The sequence below is a fragment of the Nonomuraea jabiensis genome (assembly GCF_014204795.1).
GTDB lineage: Bacteria > Actinomycetota > Actinomycetes > Streptosporangiales > Streptosporangiaceae > Nonomuraea > Nonomuraea jabiensis.
In genome coordinates this window covers 4,020,988-4,042,266 of record NZ_JACHMB010000001.1, presented here as the reverse complement: position 1 = coordinate 4,042,266, position 21,279 = coordinate 4,020,988, and the positions used below count along the sequence as shown (strand labels likewise).

The window sequence follows — 21,279 nt, the reverse complement described above, 5'->3', positions numbered from 1 at the left end:
TGTGCGATCTCCCCCTCAGACTTCTTCCACGCTGCTCGGCTCACGCCGGGACAGATCGATGCCGAGCTCTTCCGCCGCGCGGAAGACGTCCTCGTCGGTGTCGCGCATCTCGATGGACATGCCGTCGCTGGAGAGCACCTCGACGTTGAGGCACAGCGACTGCATTTCCTTGATGAGGACCTTGAAGGACTCCGGAATGCCCGGCTCGGGAATGTTCTCGCCCTTGACGATGGCCTCGTAGACCTTCACCCGGCCGAGAACGTCGTCGGACTTGATGGTCAGCAGCTCCTGCAGGGCGTAGGCGGCGCCGTACGCCTCGAGCGCCCACACCTCCATCTCACCGAAGCGCTGGCCACCGAACTGCGCCTTACCACCCAGCGGCTGCTGGGTGATCATCGAGTACGGACCCGTCGAACGCGCGTGAATCTTGTCGTCGACCAGGTGCAGCAGCTTGAGAATGTAGATGTAGCCGACCGAGATCGGATACGGGAACGGCTCACCGGAACGACCGTCGAACAGCCGGGCCTTGCCCGTCGCCTGCACCATCCGGTCACCGTCGCGGTTGGCGATGGTGTTGTCGAGGAGACCGACGATCTCCTCCTCGTGGGCGCCGTCGAAGACCGGCGTGGCCATGTTGGTGCGCGGGGCCACCTTCTCGAAGCCCTTGTCACGCAGCCGCTCGGCCCAGGCCTCCTGGATGCCGGAGATGTCCCAGCCGCGGGCGGCGATCCACCCCAGGTGGGTCTCCAGCACCTGGCCGACGTTCATCCGGCCGGGCACGCCCAGCGGGTTGAGGATGATGTCGACCGGCGTGCCGTCCTCCAGGAACGGCATGTCCTCGACGGGCAGGATCTTGGAGATGACGCCCTTGTTGCCGTGCCGGCCGGCCAGCTTGTCGCCGTCGGTGATCTTGCGCTTCTGGGCCACGTAGACGCGGACCAGCTCGTTGACGCCCGGCGGCAGCTCGTCGCCCTCCTCGCGGGAGAACACGCGCACGCCGATGACCTTGCCCTGCTCGCCGTGCGGCACCTTCAGCGAGGTGTCACGCACTTCGCGGGCCTTCTCACCGAAGATCGCGCGCAGCAGCCGCTCCTCCGGCGTCAGCTCGGTCTCACCCTTGGGCGTGACCTTGCCGACGAGGATGTCACCGGGAACGACCTCGGCGCCGATGCGGATGATGCCGCGCTCGTCGAGGTCGGCCAGGACCTCCTCGGAGACGTTCGGGATGTCCCGGGTGATCTCCTCGGGGCCCAGCTTGGTGTCGCGGGCGTCGACCTCGTGCTCCTCGATGTGGATCGAGGACAGCACGTCGTCCTGCACCAGTCGCTGGGACAGGATGATCGCGTCTTCGTAGTTGTGGCCCTCCCACGGCATGAACGCCACCAGGAGGTTCTTGCCCAGCGCCATCTCGCCCTTGTCGGTGCAGGGGCCGTCGGCGATGACCTGGTTGACCTCGACCCGGTCGCCCTCGGCGACGATGGGCTTCTGGTTGAACGAGGTGCCCTGGTTGGAGCGCTTGAACTTGGCGACACGGTAGGTGGTGCGGGTGCCGTCGTCGTTCATGACGGTGATGTAGTCGGCGGAGACCTCCTCGACCACACCGGCCTTGTCGGCGCTGATGACGTCGCCGGCGTCGGTCGCGGCACGGTATTCCATGCCGGTGCCGACCAGCGGCGCCTCGCTCTTCAGCAGCGGCACGGACTGCCTCTGCATGTTGGAGCCCATGAGCGCGCGGTTGGCGTCGTCGTGCTCGAGGAAGGGGATCATCGCGGTGGCCACCGACACCATCTGGCGCGGCGACACGTCGATGTAGTCGACCTCCTCGGCACGGGCGAGCTCGGTCTCACCGCCCTTGGTGCGGACCAGGACGCGGGACTCGGCGAACGACCCGTCGGGGTTGAGCGCCGTGTTGGCCTGCGCCTTGACGTAGCGGTCCTCCTCGTCGGCGGTGAGGTAGTCGATCTGCTCGGTCACCCTGCCGTCGACGACCTTGCGGTAAGGCGTCTCGACGAAGCCGAAGGCGTTGATCCGGCCGTAGGAGGCCAGCGAGCCGATGAGGCCGATGTTCGGGCCTTCAGGGGTCTCGATCGGGCACATCCGGCCGTAGTGGGACGGGTGCACGTCACGGACCTCGAAGCCGGCCCGCTCACGGGACAGACCACCGGGACCCAGCGCGGACAGCCGCCGCTTGTGCGTCAGGCCGGCCAGCGGGTTGGTCTGGTCCATGAACTGCGACAGCTGCGAGGTGCCGAAGAACTCCTTGATCGACGCCACGACCGGGCGGATGTTGATCAGGGTCTGCGGCGTGATCGCCTCGACGTCCTGCGTGGTCATGCGCTCGCGCACGACGCGCTCCATACGGGCCAGGCCCAGGCGGACCTGGTTCTGGATGAGCTCGCCGACACTGCGCAGACGACGGTTGCCGAAGTGGTCGATGTCGTCGACCTCGACGATGACCTCGCGGTCGTTGGCGCCCGGCATCGACTCCTCGCCCGCGTGCAGGCGGACGATGTACTCGATCGTGGCGACGATGTCGTCCTCGGTCAGGGTGCCCTGCGAGATCTCCGAGTCGACCCCGAGCTTCTTGTTGATCTTGTAACGACCGACCTTGGCCAGGTCGTACCGCTTGGGATTGAAATAGAGGTTCTCCAGCAGGGTCTGCGCCGACTCCTTGGTCGGCGGCTCACCCGGCCGCAGCTTGCGGTAGATGTCCAGCAGCGCGTCATCCTGGCCGGCCGTGTGGTCCTTCTCCAGGGTGGCCCGCATCGACTCGTACTGGCCGAACTTCTCGAGGATCTGCTCGCTGGTCCAGCCCAGCGCCTTGAGCAGCACCGTGACGGCCTGCTTGCGCTTGCGGTCGATGCGCACACCGACGCTGTCGCGCTTGTCGATCTCGAACTCCAGCCAGGCACCCCGCGACGGGATGACCTTGCAGCCGAACAGGTCCTTGTCGGACGTCTTGTCGACATTGCGTTCGAAGTAGACACCGGGCGAACGGACCAGCTGCGAGACCACGACACGCTCGGTGCCGTTGATGATGAACGTGCCCTTCGGCGTCATGAGCGGGAAATCGCCCATGAACACCGTCTGGCTCTTGATCTCACCGGTGGTGTTATTGATGAACTCCGCCGTCACGAACATCGGGGCGGAGAAGGTCATGTCCTTGTCTTTGCACTCATCTACTGAGTACTTCGGCGGCTCGAATCGGTGGTCGCGGAACGACAAGGACATGGTCCCCGAGAAGTCCTCGATCGGACTGATCTCTTCGAAGATCTCTTCGAGGCCCGACTGAGTCGGGACGTCCTTGCGCCCGGCCTGGCGAGCCGCCTCTACCCGGGCCTTCCACTTCTCGTTTCCGAGCAGCCAGTCGAACGACTCGGTCTGCAGAGCAAGAAGGTCAGGAACTTCGAGGGGCTCCTGGATGCGCGCGAATGACACGCGACGGGGACCAGCGGGTACGGCGGAGGCGTTGCGCGAGGCTGCCAACAGATGTCCTTCCGAGGGCTCGCGGCGGACTGACTACACGCACGCCAGACAACCTCGCAACGTGAGCAAGCGGAGCGGGTCGTCAAAGGGCAGCGCAAAGGGGCAGTGTAGCCGAACGGCACACGCCTGTCCACTTCGCTCTCGCTGCATGCTCCACGTTGGTCGCAGCATCGCCCGTTCAGGCGGAAACGTCAAGCCCACAAGCCCGACTTTTAGCCGACTAGGGGCCCGGACGCTGGGTTTTCTCCCCTGTGTGACCGGGCGCCTACCGCCAGGCCCCAAGACGATACCCGCGAACGGGGGCGGTTAACGCTCTGTCACACCGGGGGCCGAACCCATGCCGGCAACCGGTGTAGCTGTGACTGAGTTACCCGCTCCAATGGCTTCGCTAAACCTGATTTTTGGTAACAATTGAACGAAGCGGCGCGCCCGAGGGTCAGGCGGTACCCAGCAGGGTCGAAAGGTCCGCCACCAGCCAGCGAGATCCTTGCCGGACCATGACGAACCTGGCGCGGTTCTGGGTGAACTGTTGCTGCGGCGCGGCCTGACCCGGAACGTTCTTGACCATACCCGTGTTCACGAACAGCAGAACCTCGACGCGATCAGGCTCCGCGCGCTCGACTCCCGCCCCCGCCACGGCCACGGTCTGCACGATCTTCTGCGCCTTGGCCCTGGACACCAGGGACGTGGTCAGCTGCTTGTAGTGCTCGGTCAACTGCCCGGTCGTGTGCGTCCCCGCCCGGGCCAGATCCTCCTCCACCGTCCGGTAGTCGTAGGAGAGCAGGTCGGGCGCCACCTCCTTGGCCGCCGCCATGGCCTGCGCCCCGGCCGCGTCGGCCGCCCGCAGGTCGCGCAGGTTGAACCACATCGTGGGCACCAGCACTGCGGCCACCACCACGAGGATCCCCAGCAGCACGATCGTGACCGTCCTCACCTGGCTTCCCACCGCCTCACGAGACCTGCACCGCCTTGGACACCAGCCAGGCGCCGCCGACCTTGGCCAGCTCCATCGACCACCGGTAGTACCGCTCCTGCGGCGGGCTCTTGGAGCCCTCCCAGCGGATCTCCACGTCGGCCACGACCAGCACCTTGGCCGTGGTGCCGGCCATGGAGGCCAGCCCCGTCGCGCGCAGCACGCCGTGCTGGACGACCTTGTTCCTGACCGTGGTGGACTTGAGCTTGGCCGCGTTGGCCTCGTACTCCGCCCTGGCCGGCCCGGTCGAGGTGTCGAGGATGCGCCTGATGTCGGCGTCGACGGACTTGTAGTCGAGCGAGATCAGGTTCTTCGCGTGGGTCCCCGCCGCCAGGAGCGCCGACTGCTTGTCGCCTGCCCTGCCCTGCTCCTCGCGCGCCTGCGCGGCGATCCACACGCCCGTGCCGACCAGCACCGCGAGCACTCCGCTGAGCGCGGCGATCAGGATGCGGGCGGGCCGGGCGGCAAGTCCTGCCACGTCGCTCACCCCTTCCCCAGCCGGTCGCCGGATCATAACCCCCGGCTCCGCGCTGGAGCCCCCGAAACAACCGAGACGGTAGAGGACGCGGCACGAATCGGGCAACGAACCCGGATCTCCCCGATATGCCCTCAGACGGCCCTCAGCTGCCCGCTGAGGGCCTGCGCCGCCCTATTCGGCAGGAAGCACCAGGGAGTTACTGGACGCCGTGCAGGTAGGCGTTCACGCGGCGGGGATACTCCTCCAGCCAGTTACGCCCGCGTTCGTCCACGAACGAGCCCTGCGGCGGGATCACGCCGTTGGCCGCCAGCCACGCCCCCGGCGGCTGCTGCGAGCGACGGATCCTGTTGCCGGTCGGCATGAGCTGCGGCGGGATCGGCGGCAGCACGCCGGGATCGAGCCCCATCTGGGCCTCGGCCTCCAGCTCGGACAGGTCCTTCTCCTCCGACATGCCGATGGGCCCGTGCCTCCTGGCGTTGAGGAACTGCCGGACCACCGGCTCGTCGCTCGACAGCAGCATCTCGCGCGGGCCGAACATGACCAATTCGCGCCTGAACAGCATCCCGATGCTGTCGGGGACCGTACGGGCGGTGTTGATGTCGTGCGTCACGATCAGGAACGTCGCCTCGATCTCGGCGTTGAGGTCGACGATGGTCTGGTTGAGCAGCGCGGTGCGGACGGGGTCGAGGCCGGAGTCGGGCTCGTCGAACAGGATGATCTCCGGATCCAGCACCAGCGCCCTGGCCAGCCCCGCGCGCTTGCGCATGCCGCCGGAGATCTCCCCGGGCAGCTTGGACTCCGCGCCGACCAGGCCGACCAGCTCCACCTTCTCCATCACGATCTGGCGGATCTGCGACTCGGTCTTCTTGGTGTGCTCGCGCAGCGGGAAGGCGATGTTGTCGTAGAGGTTGAGCGAGCCGAACAGCGCCCCGTCCTGGAAGAGCACGCCGAACAGCCGGCGCAGCTCGTAGAGCTTGTTCTCGTTGCAGTTGGCCAGGTCATAGCCGTCGATCCAGATGTGCCCGCGATCGGGCCGCAGCAGGCCCACCAGCGTCTTGAGGAAGACCGACTTGCCGGTGCCCGAAGGGCCGAGCAGGACGGAGATCTCGCCCGCGGGGAGCGTGAGCGAGACGTCCTCCCAGATGACCTGCCGGCCGAACGACTTGGTCAGCCCGTCGACCACGACTTCGACTCCCACTGGACACCTTCCGATCGCAGGCAGTATTCAGGGGCCTCTCAACCGTAACGGCGGCCGACCGAATTGGAACCCGTTCCAATAACTTGTTACGGCGCGGTTATGAGCCCTCCGGGCCGGCGAGCGCCTGCAGGCCGGGCCGCAGCAGCCGGGCGATCTCCTCCTGCGGCACCCCGCGCAGCTCGTCGAGGTCGAGCAGCTGATGCCCGACGGTCACGCCGAGCATGATCATCATCATCAGTGCCACTCGCAGCCTCGCGTCCTCGCCTGGCACGACCTGGGCCAGCCGGTCGATCTGCGCGCCCAGCACCTTGCGCGCCGAGACGGCCGCCTCGGGGTGCGTGAGCATGGAGCGCATCATGGCCAGCGAGCTCTGCGGCAGCTCGCCCAGCTTCAGGCCGAGCGTGCCGAGCACCTGCTCGACCACCTCGTCAGCGCTCAGCTCGCCGTGCGCGACCGGCGCCGCCTGCACGGCCCGCTGGAAGAGCTCCTGCTTGCTGCCGAAGTACTGCATCACGAGGGCGGGGTCAACTTCGGCCCGCCTGGCGATGGCCCTGATGGTGGCCCGCTCGAACCCCACCTCGGCGAACAGCGCCCTGGCGGACCCCAGGATCCGCTCCTCGCTCCTGCGCCGCCGTTCGGCCCGCGGAAGCCCCTTCTCGACCACGCCCCGACTCTACATGCGTTGACCGACCTCGCTCCTTCGCTCTACGCTCGTTGAGTCAACGACTGTTGAGTGAATTGGAAGGGATCACCCATGTCCGTCGAAGAGATCGTCACCGCCTACCACGCGGCCATGCTCCACAAGTCCGCGGACGAACTGGCCGACCTCTACGCGGAGGACGCGCTGCACGAGTTCCCGTTCGGGGGGCTGGCGCCGTTCAAGGGGAGGGAGGAGATCCGCGCCGGATACCGGGCGATGTGGGGCGCGCTGCCGTTCAAGCCCGACGAGGTACGGCGCGTCTCGCTCCACCAGGCGACCGACCCGGAGGTCGTGCTGCTGGAGCAGGACACGTTCGTCACGGTCGGCGGGCAGTCGATCACCGTCCCTGGCCTCCTCGTGCTCCGGATCAGGAACGGCCGGATCATCCACACCCGGGACTACATGGACACCGGCGCCGTCACCCAGGTCCGCGCCGCCGCCTCCCTCACGGCCGGGTGAGGTCGAAGACCGCCGTCCCCCCGACGGTGGTGGCGGTGAAGGTCTCCTGCACCCAGGCCGCGATCCGGGCCGCGTCGTCGCTGCCGCCCGTGCTGCGACCGCCCATCCCCATCCCCGTGCCGACGAAGTAATGGATCTTCTTCTCGGCGACGTACCGCTTGAACTGCTCGAGCGTCGGCGCGGGGTCGGTGCCGTTGAAGCCGCCCACCGCCATCACCGGCTGCCCGCTGGCGAGCTGGTAGCCGGCCGCGTTGTTGGAGCCCACCGTCGCCGCCGCCCACGTGTACGCGGAGGCGCCGGTCTTCAGCAGCGCGGTCAGCTCGGCGGCCGGAGTGCCCGCGTTGAGCAGCCCGCCCATGCCGCCGCGCCCCATCCCCCGGCCACCGGGCGGCGCCTGGAACGCCTGACGGCCGGGCGACCAGCCGTTCCCGGGCGTCCGGCGGAACTGCTGACCGCCACCCCCAGGCCCGCCGGCCCCGAACCCGCCGCCGCCGGGCCCGCCGAAGCCCCGGCCGAACCCGCCGGTGGAGGGCCCCGCCGTCGGGATGGCCCCGGTGTGCGCGGACGCGGCCGTGTCCACCGCGTACGCCGCCGGCCCCGCCAGGGACGCCAGGCACGCCACCACGGCGACGGCCACCACGACCAGCGCTCGGCGCGCGAACAACATCGCCAGGGCCGCCCCCAGCCCCGCCACCAGCACGACCACGCCCAGCCAGGAGTTCCACTCCGCGCTGCGCGACAGCAGCACGTACGACCACACGGCCGTACCGGCCGTGATCAACGCCAGCAGCCGGTACGCCCGCCGCTCCCACAGGACAGCCGCCCCCATGCCCACGAGCACCGCGATCGCCGGAGCCAGGGCGACGGTGTAGTACGCGTGGAAGATGCCCTGCATCAGGCTGAAGACCAGCCCGGTCACGATCAGCCAGCTCCCCCAGACCCAGAGGGCGGCCCGGAGCGGATCGGTCCGCGGCGCCCGCCAGGTGACCCAGGTGACGGCGGCCAGCAGCGCCAGCGCCGCCGGAAGCAGCCAGGAGATCTGCCCGCCCGCCTCGGTGTCGAACAGCCGCAGCCACCCGGCCTGCTGGTTCAGGTTGCCCAGCCCGCCGTAGTCACCGCCGTTGAGCCGCCCGATCCCGTTGTAGCCGAGCGCCAGCTCCAGCACGCTGTTGGTCTGCGAACCCCCGATGTACGGCCGCTGCGAGGCCGGCACCAGCGCCACCGCCAGCACCCACCACCCGGCCGAGACCACCATGACCGCGCCCGCCAGCGACAGCTGCCACACCCGCCGCCAGAACGGCACCGGTGCCGTGACGAGATAGACCAGTGCGAACCCCGGCAGCACCAGGAACGCCTGCAACATCTTCGCCAGGAACGCGAACCCGATCGCCGCCCCCGCCAGCACCAGCCACCGCGTGACCCCGCGTTCCTGCGCCCGCACCACGCAGTACCCGGCGGCCGTCAGCAGCAGCACCAGCAGCGCGTCGGGGTTGTTGAACCTGAACATCAACACGGCCACCGGCGTCACCGCCATCACGGCCCCGGCCAGCAGCCCGGCCCGGACGCCGGCCAACCTGCGCACGGACGCGTACACCAGCGCCACCGTGCCCACGCCCATGAGCGCCTGAGGAATGAGAATGGCCCAGGAATTGAGCCCGAACAACCGCACGCTGAGCGCCATCGGCCACAAGGAGGCGGGCGTCTTGTCGACGGTTATCGCGTTCGCGGCGTCGGAGGACCCGAAGAAGAACGCCGTCCAGCTCTGACTGCCCGCCTGAACGGCCGCCGAATAGAACGAATTTGCCCATCCGGAGGCGCCGAGGCCCCAGATGTAGAGCACCGCGGTGCCTGTGAGCAGGGCGGTCAGCGCCCAACGGGACTTCGCTTCGGTAACCACAGCTCGCACGCTAGGCAAGCCGCTTCGCGGCGCGATGAGACGGACATGAGAATCTCCTGAGCGAGGCCGCTCAGGACACGAAAAAGGGGCGGCGGACATCCGGCACCAGGATGTCCCCGCCCCTTTTCAGCGAACAGAAACCGTCTTACTTGACGGTCACGGTGGCGCCGGCGCCCTCGAGGGCAGCCTTGGCCTTCTCCGCCTGCTCCTTGTTGACCTTGCCGTCGAAGACGGGCTTGGGAGCGCCGTCCACCAGGTCCTTGGCCTCCTTGAGGCCCAGGGAGGTGAGGGCGCGGATCTCCTTGATGACCTGGATCTTCTTGTCGCCGGCAGCCTCGAGGATGACGTCGAACTCGTCCTGCTCCTCAACGGCGGCGGCCTCGCCACCACCGGCGGCGGCGGGGGCGGCGGCAACCGCGACGGGGGCGGCGGCCTTGACGTCGAAGACCTCTTCGAACTGCTTCACGAACTCGGACAGCTCGAGGAGGGTCATCTCCTTGAACGCGTCGAGCAGCTCGTCGGTGCTGAGCTTCGCCATGATGCTTTTTCCTTACGTTCGGGACTTGCTGAAACTAGAAACGGGACCGCGGGTGTTGCGGCAACCCCCGTGCTACTCGCCCGCCTCGTCGCGCTTCGCGCGCAGGGCGTCGGCCAGCTGAGCCATCTGCGTGGGCAGCGCGGCGAACACAGCAGCGGCAGCGCTCTGCTTCGCCTTGAGCGCGCCAGCAAGCTTCGCGAGGAGGACCTCGCGGGACTCGAGGTCGGCGAGCTTGGTGATCTCGGTGGCGTCGAGCGTCTTGCCCTCGAGGACACCGCCCTTGATCACCAGAAGGGGATTGGCCTTGGCGAAGTCACGCAGACCCTTGGCGGCCTCGACAACGTCGCCGTTGACGAAGGCGATCGCGGTCGGACCGGCGAGCAGGTCATCGAGACCCGAGACACCGGCCTGGTTGGCCGCGATCTTGGTCAGGGTGTTCTTCGCCACGGCGAACTTCGCATTCTCACCGAGAGAATTACGCAGCTCCTTGAGCTGCGCGACGGTGAGACCGCGGTACTCGGTCAGAACGGCGGCGGCGCTGCCTTCGAACTCACTCTTGAGCTCGGCAACCGCTGTCGCCTTATCCGCCCTCGCCATGGGCCTCCTTCCAGATGTGCCACCGGCGAAGGGCCCCTGAAAATGAGAACAGCCCCGGGCGCAGGGCGCACACGGGGCTCACACACATGGGTCACACCATGTGGGAAACTCGCATCACACCTGCGCGGGCCGTCCACATGATGTGGATCCTTCGGTCGCCAGGCATTGAGGCACCTGACGACGACCGGCGGTCTTCGGCAACGACCAGAGTACGTCCTGGCCGCCGAGTTTCCAAATCGTTCTCAGTTGGTCGTGCTCTTGGGGAGCTCTCCGACCTGGTCAGCGGGCGGGGTCTCGATGGTGACCGGCTCGTTGAAGCCCTTGAAGAGCAGGGTGGCGTCGAGCGTGGCGCCTTCCTTGGAGCCGTTCAGCGCGAGCTTGCGCGGCAGGCCGTCGGAGGCCACCCAGATGTCGAACTTGACGTCCTTGAGCTCGGCCAGGTTCGTACGCGCCTGCTCCTGCTGGTCGGCGGGCAGCAACTGCACGGCCGCGTCCACCGGGAAGGTGCCGCTGTAGTGCGTGGTGTCCGTGCCGTTGACGCTCTCGTTGCCGGCCGACTTGACGTCCTGCGAGGCGGTGACGAGCTTGGTCACGGTGCCCAGGTCGAACTGCTGGATCTTGCTCAGGTAGTCGTTCACCTGCGAGGAGTCGCCCATCTCGCTGAGCGGGACCTTGATCCAGGGCTTGGTCGCGCCCATGAGGTCCTTGAGCGCCTCCACCTTGACGTAGACGGTGTCGCCCTGCAGCACGGCGCGCACGCCGCCCGGCAGGCTCCTCCCGCCCATGTCGACGGTGTCCAGGGTGAGGTCCACGGCGAGCTGGGGCTTGCTCTGGTAGAGCATGCGCCCCTGCACCTTGCCCGAGCCCTCCTGCGGGTGCGTGACGTTCACCACGGCGTCGACCGTGTAGCTGCTGACCTCCGCGGTCTTCTGCGCGGCCTGCGCGAGCACCTCAGAGGCGGCCAGGTTGACCTGGATGGGCTGGGCGTTCGATCCACAACCGGCGACCGCCGCCACAACGAGCGCGGCACCGGCCGCGGTGAGTCCTATCGTGCGCTTCAGCATGTCTTGACCCTACGTTTAAGTGGCATCGCCGTAGCGACTTCCCCCTATAAATAAGGGAAAACCCAGGGTTATCCCCCACACCCTTCACACATTCCCTGCACAACTCAACTCACCCCAGCTCCGACGTCCTGGCGCGCCACCTCCAGGCCCCCAACCGGGCGACTCCTCGGATCCCGCACAACGATCCCCCGCCGCCGGGCCAGGCGCCGTAACGAGGCGCGCACGGCACTCTCCGTCGCGCTCGGGCGGTGGCTGCAGTCGTGAGGATCGTGGTGGGCCTTCCGGCAGAGCGCTCAGGCCCGAGCACCCGGTCCCACCGCACGGTTGCGCTCCGGCGGCGAATGGCGGCCGATGACCGCGATGGCGAGGGCTGTGATGGCCTTCAGCCTCGCGTGCAGGCGCTCCCGAGCGGGTGCTGGGCCCCGGGAGCGCGTACGGCGCTCGACGGTTGCGCTCGGGCGATGGTTGCGGCCGTGAGGGTCCGGCGGCCTTCCAGCAGGACGCGCAGGCCCGAGCGCCCGGTCCCCCCGCACGGTTGCGCTCCGGCGGCGAATGGCGGCCGATCCGCGATGGCGAGGGCCGTGACGGCCTTCAGCCTCGCGCGCAGGCGGCCCCGAGCGGGTGCTGGGCCCCGGGAGCGCGTACGGCGCTCGACGGTTGCGCTCGGGCGATGGTTGCGGCCGTGAGGGTCCGGCGGCCTTCCAGCAGGACGCGCAGGCCCGAGCGCCCGATCCCCCCGCCGACCGGCGCCCGTCCCCGTACAGGCGAGGCGACCCGGTTCCACCGCCGACCGGAGACGGCCCCCGTACAGCGAGGAGACCCGGTCCCACCGCCGGACGGAGGCTGCCGGCCGTGAGAAAGCACGGTCGGCCGTAGGAAAAAGAAAGAGCCCCGCCCGGAATCGGGCGAGGCTCGATCAGAGAGACGCTTATGCCTCGAGCTCAGCCGTGAGGCCGCGCGTGACGTTCGGGTCGACCGGGACGCCGGGGCCCATGGTCGTGGAGAACGTGACCTTCTTCAGGTAACGCCCCTTGGCCGCCGACGGCTTGAGACGCAGCACCTCGTCAAGGGCGGCGGCGTAGTTCTCGATGAGCTGGCGCTCGGGGAACGACGTCTTGCCGATGATGAAGTGGAGGTTGGCCTGGCGGTCGGTGCGGAACTCGATCTTGCCGCCCTTGATCTCCGTGACGGCCTTGGCGACGTCGGGCGTCACCGTGCCGGTCTTGGGGTTGGGCATGAGACCGCGCGGGCCGAGCACGCGGCCCAGGCGACCCACCTTGCCCATCAGGTCGGGCGTGGCCACCACGGCGTCGAACTCGTTGAGCCGGTTGCCCTTGGAGATCTCGTCGATCAGCTCGTCGGCGCCGACGATGTCGGCGCCCGCCTCGCGGGCTGCCTCGGCACGGTCACCGGTCGCGAAGACCAGGACCCGGGCGGTCTTGCCGGTGCCGTGCGGGAGGTTGACCGTGCCGCGCACGATCTGGTCGGCCTTGCGAGGGTCGACGCCCAGCCGCAGCGCGACCTCGACGGTGGCGTCGAACTTGGTGGTCGACGTCTCCTTGGCCAGCTTCGCTGCCTCGACGGGCGTGTAGAGCTTGTCGCGGTCGACCTTGGTCGCCGCGTCTTTGTGCGCCTTGCTGCGCTTCATTGCTAACTCCTAGTGGTACGCGGGCCCGAGGGCCCTCCCACGACGTCTGGGAAAGGTGTTACTCGGCGACGGTGATGCCCATCGACCGGGCGGTGCCGGCGATGATCTTCTCGGCCGCCTCGATGTCGTTGGCGTTGAGGTCGGGCATCTTCGTCTCGGCGATGCTGCGCAGCTGCTCGCGGCTGAGCTTGCCGACCTTGTCGCGGTGCGGGACCGCGCTGCCCTTGTCGAGACCGAGGGCCTTCTTGATCAGCTCGGGCGCCGGCGGCGTCTTCGTGATGAAGGTGAAGCTGCGGTCTTCGAAAATGGTGATCTCAACGGGGATGATGTTGCCCCGCTGGGCCTCCGTCGCAGCGTTGTACTGCTTGACGAAGTCCATGATGTTGACACCGTGGGGACCGAGCGCGGTACCCACCGGCGGCGCCGGGGTGGCCTGTCCAGCGGGGAGCTGGACCTTCACCAGAGCGGCGATTTTCTTCTTCGGAGGCATTTGTCCTTCTCCGGGTCCTGATTGCGATGCCTGTCAGGGCCGGCGGATTGCAGCCCTGACACGTCGGAGGCCGCCCTCATGATCAGGCGGCCGACCGAACGTCTCAGTGTATGTGATTGTCCTAGATCTTCGAGACCTGGTTGAACGAGAGCTCGACCGGGGTCTCGCGGCCGAAGATCGAGACGAGCACCTTGAGCTTCTGCGACTCGGGGCTGATCTCGCTCACCGAGGCCGGCAGCGTGGCGAACGGGCCGTCCATGACCGTGACCGACTCGCCGATCTCGAACTCGACCGCGGGGCCGGTGCTCGTCTTGGCCGCGGCCTTCTTGGTCTCCTCGGTCGGCTCGGGCGCCAGCAGCTTGGCGACCTCGTCGAGGCTGAGCGGGCTCGGCTTGTTGGACAGGCCGACGAAGCCGGTCACGCCGGGCGTGTTACGCACGGCGGCCCAGGACTCGTCGGTCAGCTCCATGCGCACCAGCACGTAGCCGGGCAGCACGCGCTCCTTGACCGGCACCTTCTTGCCGCTCTTGAACTCCTGGACGGTGTGCGTCGGCACCTCGACCTGGTAGATGTAGTCCTCCATGTTGAGCGACACGTTGCGGCTCTCGATGTTGGACTTCACGCGATTCTCGTAACCGGCGTAGGAGTGGATGACGTACCACTCACCGGGAAGGCCGCGCAGCGAGCTCTTGAACTCTTCGACGGGATCGACGTCGGGAAGAACCGTCTCGTCCTCGACGTCGGAAGCCTCGGCTGCCTCGTCGCCCTCCGCGACCTCGGCCTCCTCCTGGAGCTCCTCCTCGGAGGACTCCTCAGTGGCCTCTTCCAGCTCGTCGTCCCACTCCTCGCGGGACTCGCCGGCCGGAACTGAAGACTCGGACACGGTGACTCTTCCTCTTTCGTCTTTTCGCGATTCGGCTCGTATCGAACTGGCGACTCCGTCAGTCGTCACCGGCGGCGTCCGGATCAGCTGCCGCCGAAGACCTTGAGGACTGCCCATCCCAGGGCGCTGTCGAGCCCGTACACGATCGCCACCATGATCAGAACGAATACCAGAACGACCGTGGTGTAGGTGATGAGATCCTTGCGTGTCGGCCAGATGACCTTGCGAAGCTCGTTGACGACCTGCCGATAGAAAAGGGCAGGCGAAGTGCGCGTCTTCTTCTCGCCACTCGGCTTGTCTGCGGTCTCGCCGCGCGTGTCGATCGCCACAGTCCTCACCTGAAATCTGTCGTATCCAACGCAGTTTTGCGGCGCGCTTACACGCCCATTATTGCGCGGACCGCACTCGCAGGGCACGAGGGACTCGAACCCCCAACCGCCGGTTTTGGAGACCGGTGCGCTACCAATTGCGCCAGTGCCCTATGTCGCTAGACCAGACTACCCTGATCGACCCACTGCCTGGACCGAACCGCTCGCCGACATGCTGTGCGGAAGGACCGATCGAAAGCATACGGGTGATTGCCGGGTACGTCGAACCGAATCCCGATCGCCCAGGTCACCACGTACATGGGACCATGGAACCATGTCCACCCGACCCCGTGTCTCCGCGAGAATCTCCGCTATTTCCGAGTCCGCCACGCTCGCCGTGGACGCCAAGGCCAAGGCGATGAAGGCGGCCGGGCGGCCCGTCATCGGCTTCGGCGCGGGCGAGCCCGACTTCCCGACGCCCGGCTACATCATCGAGGCGGCGGTCCAGGCCGCCCGCGAGCCGCGCTTCCACAAGTACACGCCGGCCGGCGGCCTGCCCGAGCTCAAGCAGGCCATCGCCGACAAGACCCGGCGCGACTCCGGCTACGCGGTCGAGGCGTCGCAGGTGCTGGTCACCAACGGCGGCAAGCAGGCGGTCTACGAGGCGTTCGCGACGCTGCTCGACCCGGGCGACGAGGTCCTGGTCGTGGCGCCCTACTGGACCACCTATCCCGAGGCGATCAAGCTGGCCGGCGGCGTGCAGGTCGACGTCGTGACCGACGAGTCCACCGGCTACCTGGCGAGCGTCGAGCAGCTGGAGGCCGCGCGCACCGAGCGGACGAAGGTCCTGCTGTTCGTCTCGCCGTCCAACCCGACGGGCGCCGTCTACTCCCGCGAGCAGACGGAGGCGATCGGCCGCTGGGCGGCCGAGCACGGCCTGTGGGTCGTCACCGACGAGATCTACGAGCACCTCGTGTACGGCGGCGCCGAGTTCACCAGCATCGCCACGGCCGTGCCCGAGCTGGGCGACCGGGTCGTGATCCTCAACGGCGTGGCCAAGACCTACGCGATGACCGGCTGGCGCGTGGGCTGGCTGATCGGCCCCTCCGACGTCGTCAAGGCGGCCACCAACCTGCAGTCCCACGCCACCTCCAACGTCGCCAACGTCTCCCAGATGGCCGCGCTGGCCGCCGTGTCCGGCGACCTGTCGGCGGTGGCGGAGATGCGCGCGGCGTTCGACCGGCGCCGCCAGACGATGGTCCGGATGCTGAACGAGATCCCGGGCGTGTTCTGCCCGGAACCGAAGGGGGCGTTCTACGCGTACCCGTCGGTCAAGGAGCTGATCGGCAAGGAGCTGCGCGGCCGGCGGCCGCAGTCGTCCGGCGAGCTGGCCGAGCTGATCCTGGAGGAGGCCGAGGTGGCGGTGGTGCCGGGCGAGGCGTTCGGCACGCCGGGCTACTTCCGCCTGTCGTACGCGCTGGGCGACGACGACCTGGTCGAGGGCGTCAGCCGCGTGGCCAAGCTGCTGTCAGAGGCCCGCTAGTCCTGCGCGGGTCCAGAGCGACGTGCCCGTTAATCCTGCGCGGGGTCCAGGGCGACGCCGGCGGCGACGTCCCTGATCAGGTCGGCCAGGCCGGGCGTCGCGGCGATGTAGACCGCGGTGCCCGGCCGCTCCAGCCACATGAAGTTGCGCACGCCGGTGCGCGTGTTCCAGCGCAGCGCCGGCATGCCCTTGTACGCCGTCAGCGACGACCTGGCGACCAGCGTGACGAACTCGTCGGCGCTGCGCGCCCCGCACACGACGCCGACGTACATCTGCTCGTCCTCGCGCCGCCAGATCACGCCCTTGACCTCCAGCGGGCGGGTGAGCGACCCCAGGCGGCCGAACGAGCCCGCCCTGGTCAGCCCCTCGGGCATGGCGGGCAGCCCCACCCTGGTCTGGCCGCAGGACAGGGAGGCGCCCTTGTGCGGGACCTGCTCCACCGGCGGCGGGGAGGCGATCGCCTCGGGCACGGGCACGTCGTCCGCGCCGCACCCGCCCAGCGCGAACATGAGGAGCACCGCTGCCAGACGCCGCATCGACCCCCCAAGAAACGCACGGAAAAGGCTCCTAGTCTCCTACAGGACCCTTGACTGAGGCAGCAATTGCCACCAGTTCGCCACCGAGGGAATCGCTGACCCTGATCCACGCCCCCGTGCCCGCGCGCTCCATCCACATGATCATCCGGCCGCCGTTCGGATGCCTGCCGACCACCGCGGGCCTGCCGCGTACGGTGACGGGGCGGGCGTCGAGCAGGGCGGCCTTCCTGGTGTAGCTCACCCAGTCGGCGGCGGGCTCGACCTGGGCCTCCACGAACCGCTCGGCCGAGCCGAACCTGGCCCACGACCCCTTCGGCCTGACGGGTCCCCCGCCGCTGCGCTCCAGCCCCGCGGGCAGGTAGGTGAGCCAGAGATCGTCGGAGACCACCGCGAGGGTGGGCCCGGCGACGGAGGCCCCGACCATGACAGGGCCCTCCACAGGGGCCGGACGCGGGCGCCCGAACCCCGAGGAGAAGAGCGCGTAGATGATCAGAGATGTCGCCGCGAACGCCAGCGCCGTGAGCGCCGCGCGGCCTCCCTGCCCGATGCCGGCAGGCCCCTCAGGGATCATGCAAGGTTGATCCCCCGTTCGGCCTCATCCGTACCACGGGTTCAGCCGGTCGCGCGGATGCCTTCCGCGATCTTCCTGGCCTCGGCCGGGCCGTCCACGTCCTTGACGTAGTCGGGGCTGAGGCAGACCTCGACCACGAGCCCGTCGCGCAGCTTCCAGGCGATCGTGAGCGTGCCCTGCGAGCTGTCCGAGACGATCTCGCCGCCCTCGCCGAGCGTCGCCAGGCGCGCCTTCCTGCCGCCGACGTCGACGATCTCGGCGCCGTCCTTGGGGAAGCGGGTGAGGGCGTCCTTGGCGGCCTGCCCCTCGAACACGATCACCTGTACGGAGTAGTACCCCTGCTCATTGCCGGGCTGGACCCAGCTCGTGGTGTAGCTGTGCTTGCCGAACCCGTCCTTGCCCGACCACTTGCCCCATTCGAGCCCTTCCGGCAGGTAGTCCAGGCGGATGCCGCCGAACTCCCGCCCGTCGCCCAGATCGCCCAGGTCCTGCGGCTGCTCGACAGGCGGCGGCTCCAGGGTGAGCTCGACCTGGCTGCCGGGCGCGACCTGCTCCCCGGCCGCGGGCTTCTGCGCGATCACCCGGTTGTTCCGCACCTCCGCCGCCGCCACGTCGGCCTGCAGCCCGGCCGCGCGCAGGAGGGGCACTGCCTCGGTGACGGGCTTGCCGGTCACGTCCGGCACGGTCACGTCGTTCCGCACCACGGCCCGGTCCTGACCGGTCGCGGCCTGCCCGCCGGCTGGTTCTGCGGAGTTGAGGGCCACGGGCACGGCCACCGCCACGGCCGCCGTGACGAGCGCCGCGCCCGCCACCCGGAGGCGGACCACGCGGGAGCGGTTGCGGCGCCGTACGGACCTGCCCAGGTCCGGCGGGGCCTGCACGTCGGCGACGTGTGCCGCCATGGCGTCCGCGAGGTCGTCCTCGATCGTCATCTGGTCACTTCCTTTGCGACAGTCATGTTTTCGCGGACCCTGGCGAGCCCCCGCGCCGCCTGGCTCTTCACGGTCCCGACCGAGCAGCCCAGCAGGGCCGCGGTGTCCCCTTCCGACTGGTCCTCCCAGTAGCGCAGGACGAGCACGGCCCGCATCTTGGGCGGCAGCCTGCGCAGCTCCCTGATGAGCGCGTGGCGCAGGTCGAGGTCGGGAGCGGCGGCGGCGGTCTCCGGCGGCCGGGCGAAGGTGATCTCCTGCACGATCTTGCGCCGCCGCGCCTTGCTGATCGCCGCGTTCACGACGACCTTGCGGGCGTAGGCCTCCGGATTGTCGCGCCTGATCCGCGGCCAGTGCCGGTAGACCTTCTCCAGCGCGTGCTGCACCAGGTCCTCGGCGTCGTGCTCGGTCGCTCCGCAGACCAGGATCGCGGTGCGCAGCAGTGAGGTGCTCCGGGCGGCCAGGAACTCGTCGAAGGCCGCCTCATCGTCATCTGTCATGAGCGAAGGTCCCCTTTCGCCCTCCCCAACGCGCGAAGCGGTCGCGGGGTTGAGTGGCAAGATATGCAAATGGCAAGGCCCCTGAACACGCTGCCCAAGGCGCATCTCCACCTGCATTTCACCGGATCGATGCGGCATTCGACGCTTATCGAGCTGGCCAGGGAGCAAGGGCTGCACCTGCCGGACGCGCTGGAGGAGGACTGGCCGCCCAAGCTGCGGGCCACCGACGAGCGCGGGTGGTTCAGGTTCCAGCGGCTGTACGACATCGCCAGGTCGGTGCTGACCCGTCCCGAGCACGTCTACCGGCTGCTGCGCGAGACGGCCGAGGACGAGGCGGCGGCCGGGTCCCGCTGGCTGGAGATCCAGGTGGACCCCTCGGGGTACGCGCAGCGGTTCGGCGGGCTGACGGCGACGCTGGAGCTGACGCTGGACGCGGTGCGCCAGGCGGCCGAGCACGCGGGGATCGGGATCGCGGTGGTCGTGGCGGCCAACAGGACCCGTCATCCGCTCGACGCGAACACGCTGGCCAGGCTCGCCACCCAGTACGCCGGCAAGGGCGTGGTGGGGTTCGGGCTGTCCAACGACGAGCGCCGCGGCGCGGCGAGGGAGTTCGAGCGGGCCTTCAGGATCGCCAAGCGGGGCGGGCTGCTGTCCGTGCCGCACGGGGGCGAGCTGCTGGGCCCGCGGAGTGTGGCGCAGTGCGTGGACGACCTGGAGGCGGACCGGGTCGGGCACGGGGTGCGGGCGGCGGAGGACGAGCGGCTGATGCAGCGGCTGGCCGACCGGCAGATCTGTTGCGAGGTCTGCCCCACCTCCAACGTGGGGCTGGGGGTGGCCGAGCGGGCCGCCGACGTGCCGCTGCGGCGGCTGTTCGACGCGGGCGTGCCGATCGCCCTGGGCTCCGACGACCCGCTGCTGTTCGGCGCGCGGCTGCTGAGCCAGTACGAGCTGGCCAGGGACGTCTACGGCTTCAGCGACGCGGAGCTGGCCGAGCTGGCCCGCCAGTCCGTACGGTCCTCCGCGGCCCCCGAGCCGGTGCGCAAGGAGCTGCTCGCGGGCGTGGACGAGTGGCTGACGGGCTCAGCCGAGTGACGCGGCGACGCGGACGGCCTCTTCCTTGGTCCTGACGCCTTCCAGGCGGTAGTTCAGCGCGTCCTGCTGCCAGATGAGCGTGGGGCCCGCCTGGCGCAGGGGGATCTCGGTGCCGTCCGCGCGGCTGAGGTAGCCGAGCGGGTGCGCCCCCGGGATCCACCAGGCCTGATGGGTCCCGACCTTGGTGTAGTCGGGCCAGGGCGGGCCGAGCTTCTTGAAGAGCACCGGGTCCAGGTCGCCGTCGAACTGGTCGAGCCGGACGCCGCCCGGCCAGAACATCGACACCACCCGGCCCCGGTCGGACACCGTGGTGCGCTCGGGCGCCCCCAGCGCCTTCAGGGTCCTGACCTGGAACTTCACCTCGACCTTCAGGCCGTCCTGGTCCACGGCGTGCTCGTACGGCAGGGGCGTGACGCTGGTGACGGCCCTGGGCGGCGTGTCGCCGATCCGGAGCTCGATCCCGGCGAAGCGCAGGATCCGTACCACCGCCGCCCGCCCCTGGGGGGTCGCGGCCGTGATCGCGATGACGACGAGGACGGCGGCCGTGACGACCTTCCACCGCGCGCGCCGGCGGCGCCGCGCCGTAGTGTGCGCCGGGACGGGATCGGGCGCCTCCCCGTGAGCGTCCTCCAGGCGGGCGCGTACGGCCGCGGCCACCTCGGAGGGCGGCGGGCCGGAGGGGACGTCGAGGAGGTCGCCGAGCGCCAGGAGTTCGGCCTCCAGGTCGTCGAAAGGCTCACGCGAGTTCATTGCCCACCTCCTCCCTCAGCCGGGCCAGCCCCCGATGCGTGCTGGACTTGACGGTGCCCACGGGCCAGTCGAGCACCTGCGCCGTCTCCGCCTCGGTCAGCTGTAAGAAGTACCGGCAGACGACGGCCTGGCGTTCCCGCTCGGGCAGCCGGCGTACCGCCTCCAGCAGGCGCGAGCGCCGGTCCCCGGCCACCGCGTCGCCCTCGGGGTCGTCGGGCGCGGCCGCGGAGGCGGTGGCGCTCAGCCGTAAAGCCAGCTCGGAGCGGCGGCCGCGCGACCGGGTCAGGTTGTGGGTCTCGTTGGCCACGATCCGCAGCAGCCACGGGCGGAACGGCGAGTCCCGGCGGAAGCCGGGCAGGTGCCGGAACGCCTTGACGAACGCCTCCTGCACGACGTCCTCGGCCTCGTCCCCCGCGCCCAGCATGAAAGCGGTACGGTGGGCGAGCGCGCTGTAGCGGGCGACCAGCACCTCATAGGCGGCTTGGTCACCGGCGAGCGAGCGCCCGATCGCCTCGTCGTCGTTCATGGCGAGTCAGATTCCACCCCATCCGACGTGCCCCGGGGAAGGGTCTTTCGCGTATCGGGTGAACGTCACCGATGATCGGGGCACTAGACTCGGGCAATCCATGAGCCCCCGAG

22 protein-coding genes and 1 tRNA gene are annotated in these 21,279 nt (G+C 69.0%); 3 read left to right on the top strand and 20 right to left on the bottom strand.

Annotation, left to right across the window (positions count from 1 at the left end):
- Positions 1-15: 15 nt before the first annotated feature.
- From rpoB to HD596_RS18560, 5 genes are all read right to left on the bottom strand, one after another.
- Positions 16-3,486, bottom strand: a complete 3,471-nt coding sequence (gene rpoB / locus HD596_RS18580; protein WP_185070590.1) for a DNA-directed RNA polymerase subunit beta — start codon at positions 3,484-3,486, stop codon at positions 16-18.
- Positions 3,487-3,922: 436 nt separating this feature from the next.
- Positions 3,923-4,432 (bottom strand): Rv1363c family protein, encoded by a 510-nt coding sequence (locus tag HD596_RS18575; RefSeq protein ID WP_313044510.1) that lies wholly within the window; start codon positions 4,430-4,432, stop codon positions 3,923-3,925.
- Positions 4,433-4,436: 4 nt separating this feature from the next.
- On the bottom strand, positions 4,437-4,937 hold the full coding sequence (locus HD596_RS18570; protein WP_313044508.1) for an Rv1363c family protein: 501 nt from the start codon (positions 4,935-4,937) through the stop codon (positions 4,437-4,439).
- A gap of 196 nt (positions 4,938-5,133) precedes the next feature.
- Positions 5,134-6,135: an ABC transporter ATP-binding protein gene (locus HD596_RS18565; protein ID WP_185070586.1), complete on the bottom strand. Its 1,002-nt coding sequence runs from the start codon at positions 6,133-6,135 to the stop codon at positions 5,134-5,136.
- Positions 6,136-6,232: 97 nt separating this feature from the next.
- Complete coding sequence (locus tag HD596_RS18560; RefSeq protein ID WP_185070584.1) at positions 6,233-6,799, bottom strand: TetR/AcrR family transcriptional regulator; 567 nt, start codon at positions 6,797-6,799, stop codon at positions 6,233-6,235.
- A gap of 90 nt (positions 6,800-6,889) precedes the next feature.
- Here HD596_RS18560 and HD596_RS18555 point away from each other — a divergent pair, with 90 nt between their 5' ends.
- Positions 6,890-7,294 carry a nuclear transport factor 2 family protein gene (locus tag HD596_RS18555; protein ID WP_185070582.1) on the top strand — a complete coding sequence of 135 codons (405 nt, stop codon included), beginning with the start codon at positions 6,890-6,892 and terminating at the stop codon, positions 7,292-7,294.
- On the opposite strand, the gene HD596_RS18550 is transcribed toward HD596_RS18555, so the two are convergent.
- From HD596_RS18550 to HD596_RS18510, 9 genes are all read right to left on the bottom strand, one after another.
- A complete protein-coding gene (locus HD596_RS18550) occupies positions 7,281-9,191 on the bottom strand; it encodes a mannosyltransferase YkcB-related protein (protein WP_313044504.1) in 1,911 nt (636 codons plus the stop codon). The genes HD596_RS18555 and HD596_RS18550 overlap by 14 nt on opposite strands.
- Positions 9,192-9,336: 145 nt before the next feature.
- On the bottom strand, positions 9,337-9,729 hold the full coding sequence (gene rplL, locus HD596_RS18545; protein ID WP_185070580.1) for a 50S ribosomal protein L7/L12: 393 nt from the start codon (positions 9,727-9,729) through the stop codon (positions 9,337-9,339).
- Positions 9,730-9,801: 72 nt separating this feature from the next.
- On the bottom strand, positions 9,802-10,326 hold the full coding sequence (rplJ, locus tag HD596_RS18540) for a 50S ribosomal protein L10 (protein WP_185070578.1): 525 nt from the start codon (positions 10,324-10,326) through the stop codon (positions 9,802-9,804).
- A 242-nt stretch (positions 10,327-10,568) separates the two neighbouring features.
- On the bottom strand, positions 10,569-11,390 hold the full coding sequence (locus tag HD596_RS18535) for an SCO4651 family lipoprotein (RefSeq protein WP_246554568.1): 822 nt from the start codon (positions 11,388-11,390) through the stop codon (positions 10,569-10,571).
- Between the two features lie 928 nt (positions 11,391-12,318).
- A complete protein-coding gene (gene rplA / locus HD596_RS18530; RefSeq protein WP_185070576.1) occupies positions 12,319-13,038 on the bottom strand; it encodes a 50S ribosomal protein L1 in 720 nt (239 codons plus the stop codon).
- Positions 13,039-13,096: 58 nt separating this feature from the next.
- On the bottom strand, positions 13,097-13,528 hold the full coding sequence (gene rplK, locus HD596_RS18525; protein WP_127939574.1) for a 50S ribosomal protein L11: 432 nt from the start codon (positions 13,526-13,528) through the stop codon (positions 13,097-13,099).
- Between the two features lie 121 nt (positions 13,529-13,649).
- A complete protein-coding gene (gene nusG, locus HD596_RS18520) occupies positions 13,650-14,411 on the bottom strand; it encodes a transcription termination/antitermination protein NusG (protein ID WP_185070574.1) in 762 nt (253 codons plus the stop codon).
- A gap of 83 nt (positions 14,412-14,494) precedes the next feature.
- Positions 14,495-14,740 carry a preprotein translocase subunit SecE gene (secE, locus tag HD596_RS18515; RefSeq protein WP_185070572.1) on the bottom strand — a complete coding sequence of 82 codons (246 nt, stop codon included), beginning with the start codon at positions 14,738-14,740 and terminating at the stop codon, positions 14,495-14,497.
- A gap of 79 nt (positions 14,741-14,819) precedes the next feature.
- A tRNA-Trp gene (locus tag HD596_RS18510) sits at positions 14,820-14,892 on the bottom strand.
- Between the two features lie 161 nt (positions 14,893-15,053).
- On the opposite strand from HD596_RS18510, the gene HD596_RS18505 reads away from it, so the two are divergent.
- Positions 15,054-16,262, top strand: a complete 1,209-nt coding sequence (locus HD596_RS18505; protein WP_185070570.1) for a pyridoxal phosphate-dependent aminotransferase — start codon at positions 15,054-15,056, stop codon at positions 16,260-16,262.
- A 29-nt stretch (positions 16,263-16,291) separates the two neighbouring features.
- Here HD596_RS18505 and HD596_RS18500 read toward each other — a convergent pair whose 3' ends face one another.
- Genes HD596_RS18500 through HD596_RS18485 form a run of 4 tightly spaced genes read right to left on the bottom strand, consistent with a single transcriptional unit; the run spans position 16,292 to position 18,798 of the window.
- Positions 16,292-16,798 carry a hypothetical protein gene (locus HD596_RS18500; RefSeq protein WP_185070568.1) on the bottom strand — a complete coding sequence of 169 codons (507 nt, stop codon included), beginning with the start codon at positions 16,796-16,798 and terminating at the stop codon, positions 16,292-16,294.
- Positions 16,799-16,829: 31 nt separating this feature from the next.
- On the bottom strand, positions 16,830-17,369 hold the full coding sequence (locus HD596_RS18495) for a hypothetical protein (protein ID WP_185070566.1): 540 nt from the start codon (positions 17,367-17,369) through the stop codon (positions 16,830-16,832).
- A gap of 41 nt (positions 17,370-17,410) precedes the next feature.
- Positions 17,411-18,301, bottom strand: a complete 891-nt coding sequence (locus HD596_RS18490; protein WP_185070565.1) for a PASTA domain-containing protein — start codon at positions 18,299-18,301, stop codon at positions 17,411-17,413.
- Positions 18,298-18,798, bottom strand: coding sequence for a SigE family RNA polymerase sigma factor (locus tag HD596_RS18485; protein WP_185070562.1), 501 nt, complete (start codon positions 18,796-18,798; stop codon positions 18,298-18,300). Before HD596_RS18485 ends, HD596_RS18490 begins: the two co-directional genes overlap by 4 nt.
- A 69-nt stretch (positions 18,799-18,867) precedes the next feature.
- Here HD596_RS18485 and HD596_RS18480 point away from each other — a divergent pair, with 69 nt between their 5' ends.
- Entirely contained in the window at positions 18,868-19,890 is a 1,023-nt protein-coding gene (locus HD596_RS18480; protein ID WP_185070560.1) for an adenosine deaminase, read from the top strand.
- Here the strand turns inward: HD596_RS18480 and HD596_RS18475 are convergent.
- Both HD596_RS18475 and HD596_RS18470 read right to left on the bottom strand, forming a co-directional pair.
- Positions 19,879-20,640, bottom strand: coding sequence for a hypothetical protein (locus tag HD596_RS18475; RefSeq protein ID WP_185070559.1), 762 nt, complete (start codon positions 20,638-20,640; stop codon positions 19,879-19,881). The two genes, HD596_RS18480 and HD596_RS18475, sit on opposite strands and share 12 nt — an antisense overlap.
- Entirely contained in the window at positions 20,627-21,166 is a 540-nt protein-coding gene (locus HD596_RS18470) for an RNA polymerase sigma factor (protein WP_185070557.1), read from the bottom strand. Before HD596_RS18470 ends, HD596_RS18475 begins: the two co-directional genes overlap by 14 nt.
- Between the last annotated feature and the right edge of the window lie 113 nt (positions 21,167-21,279).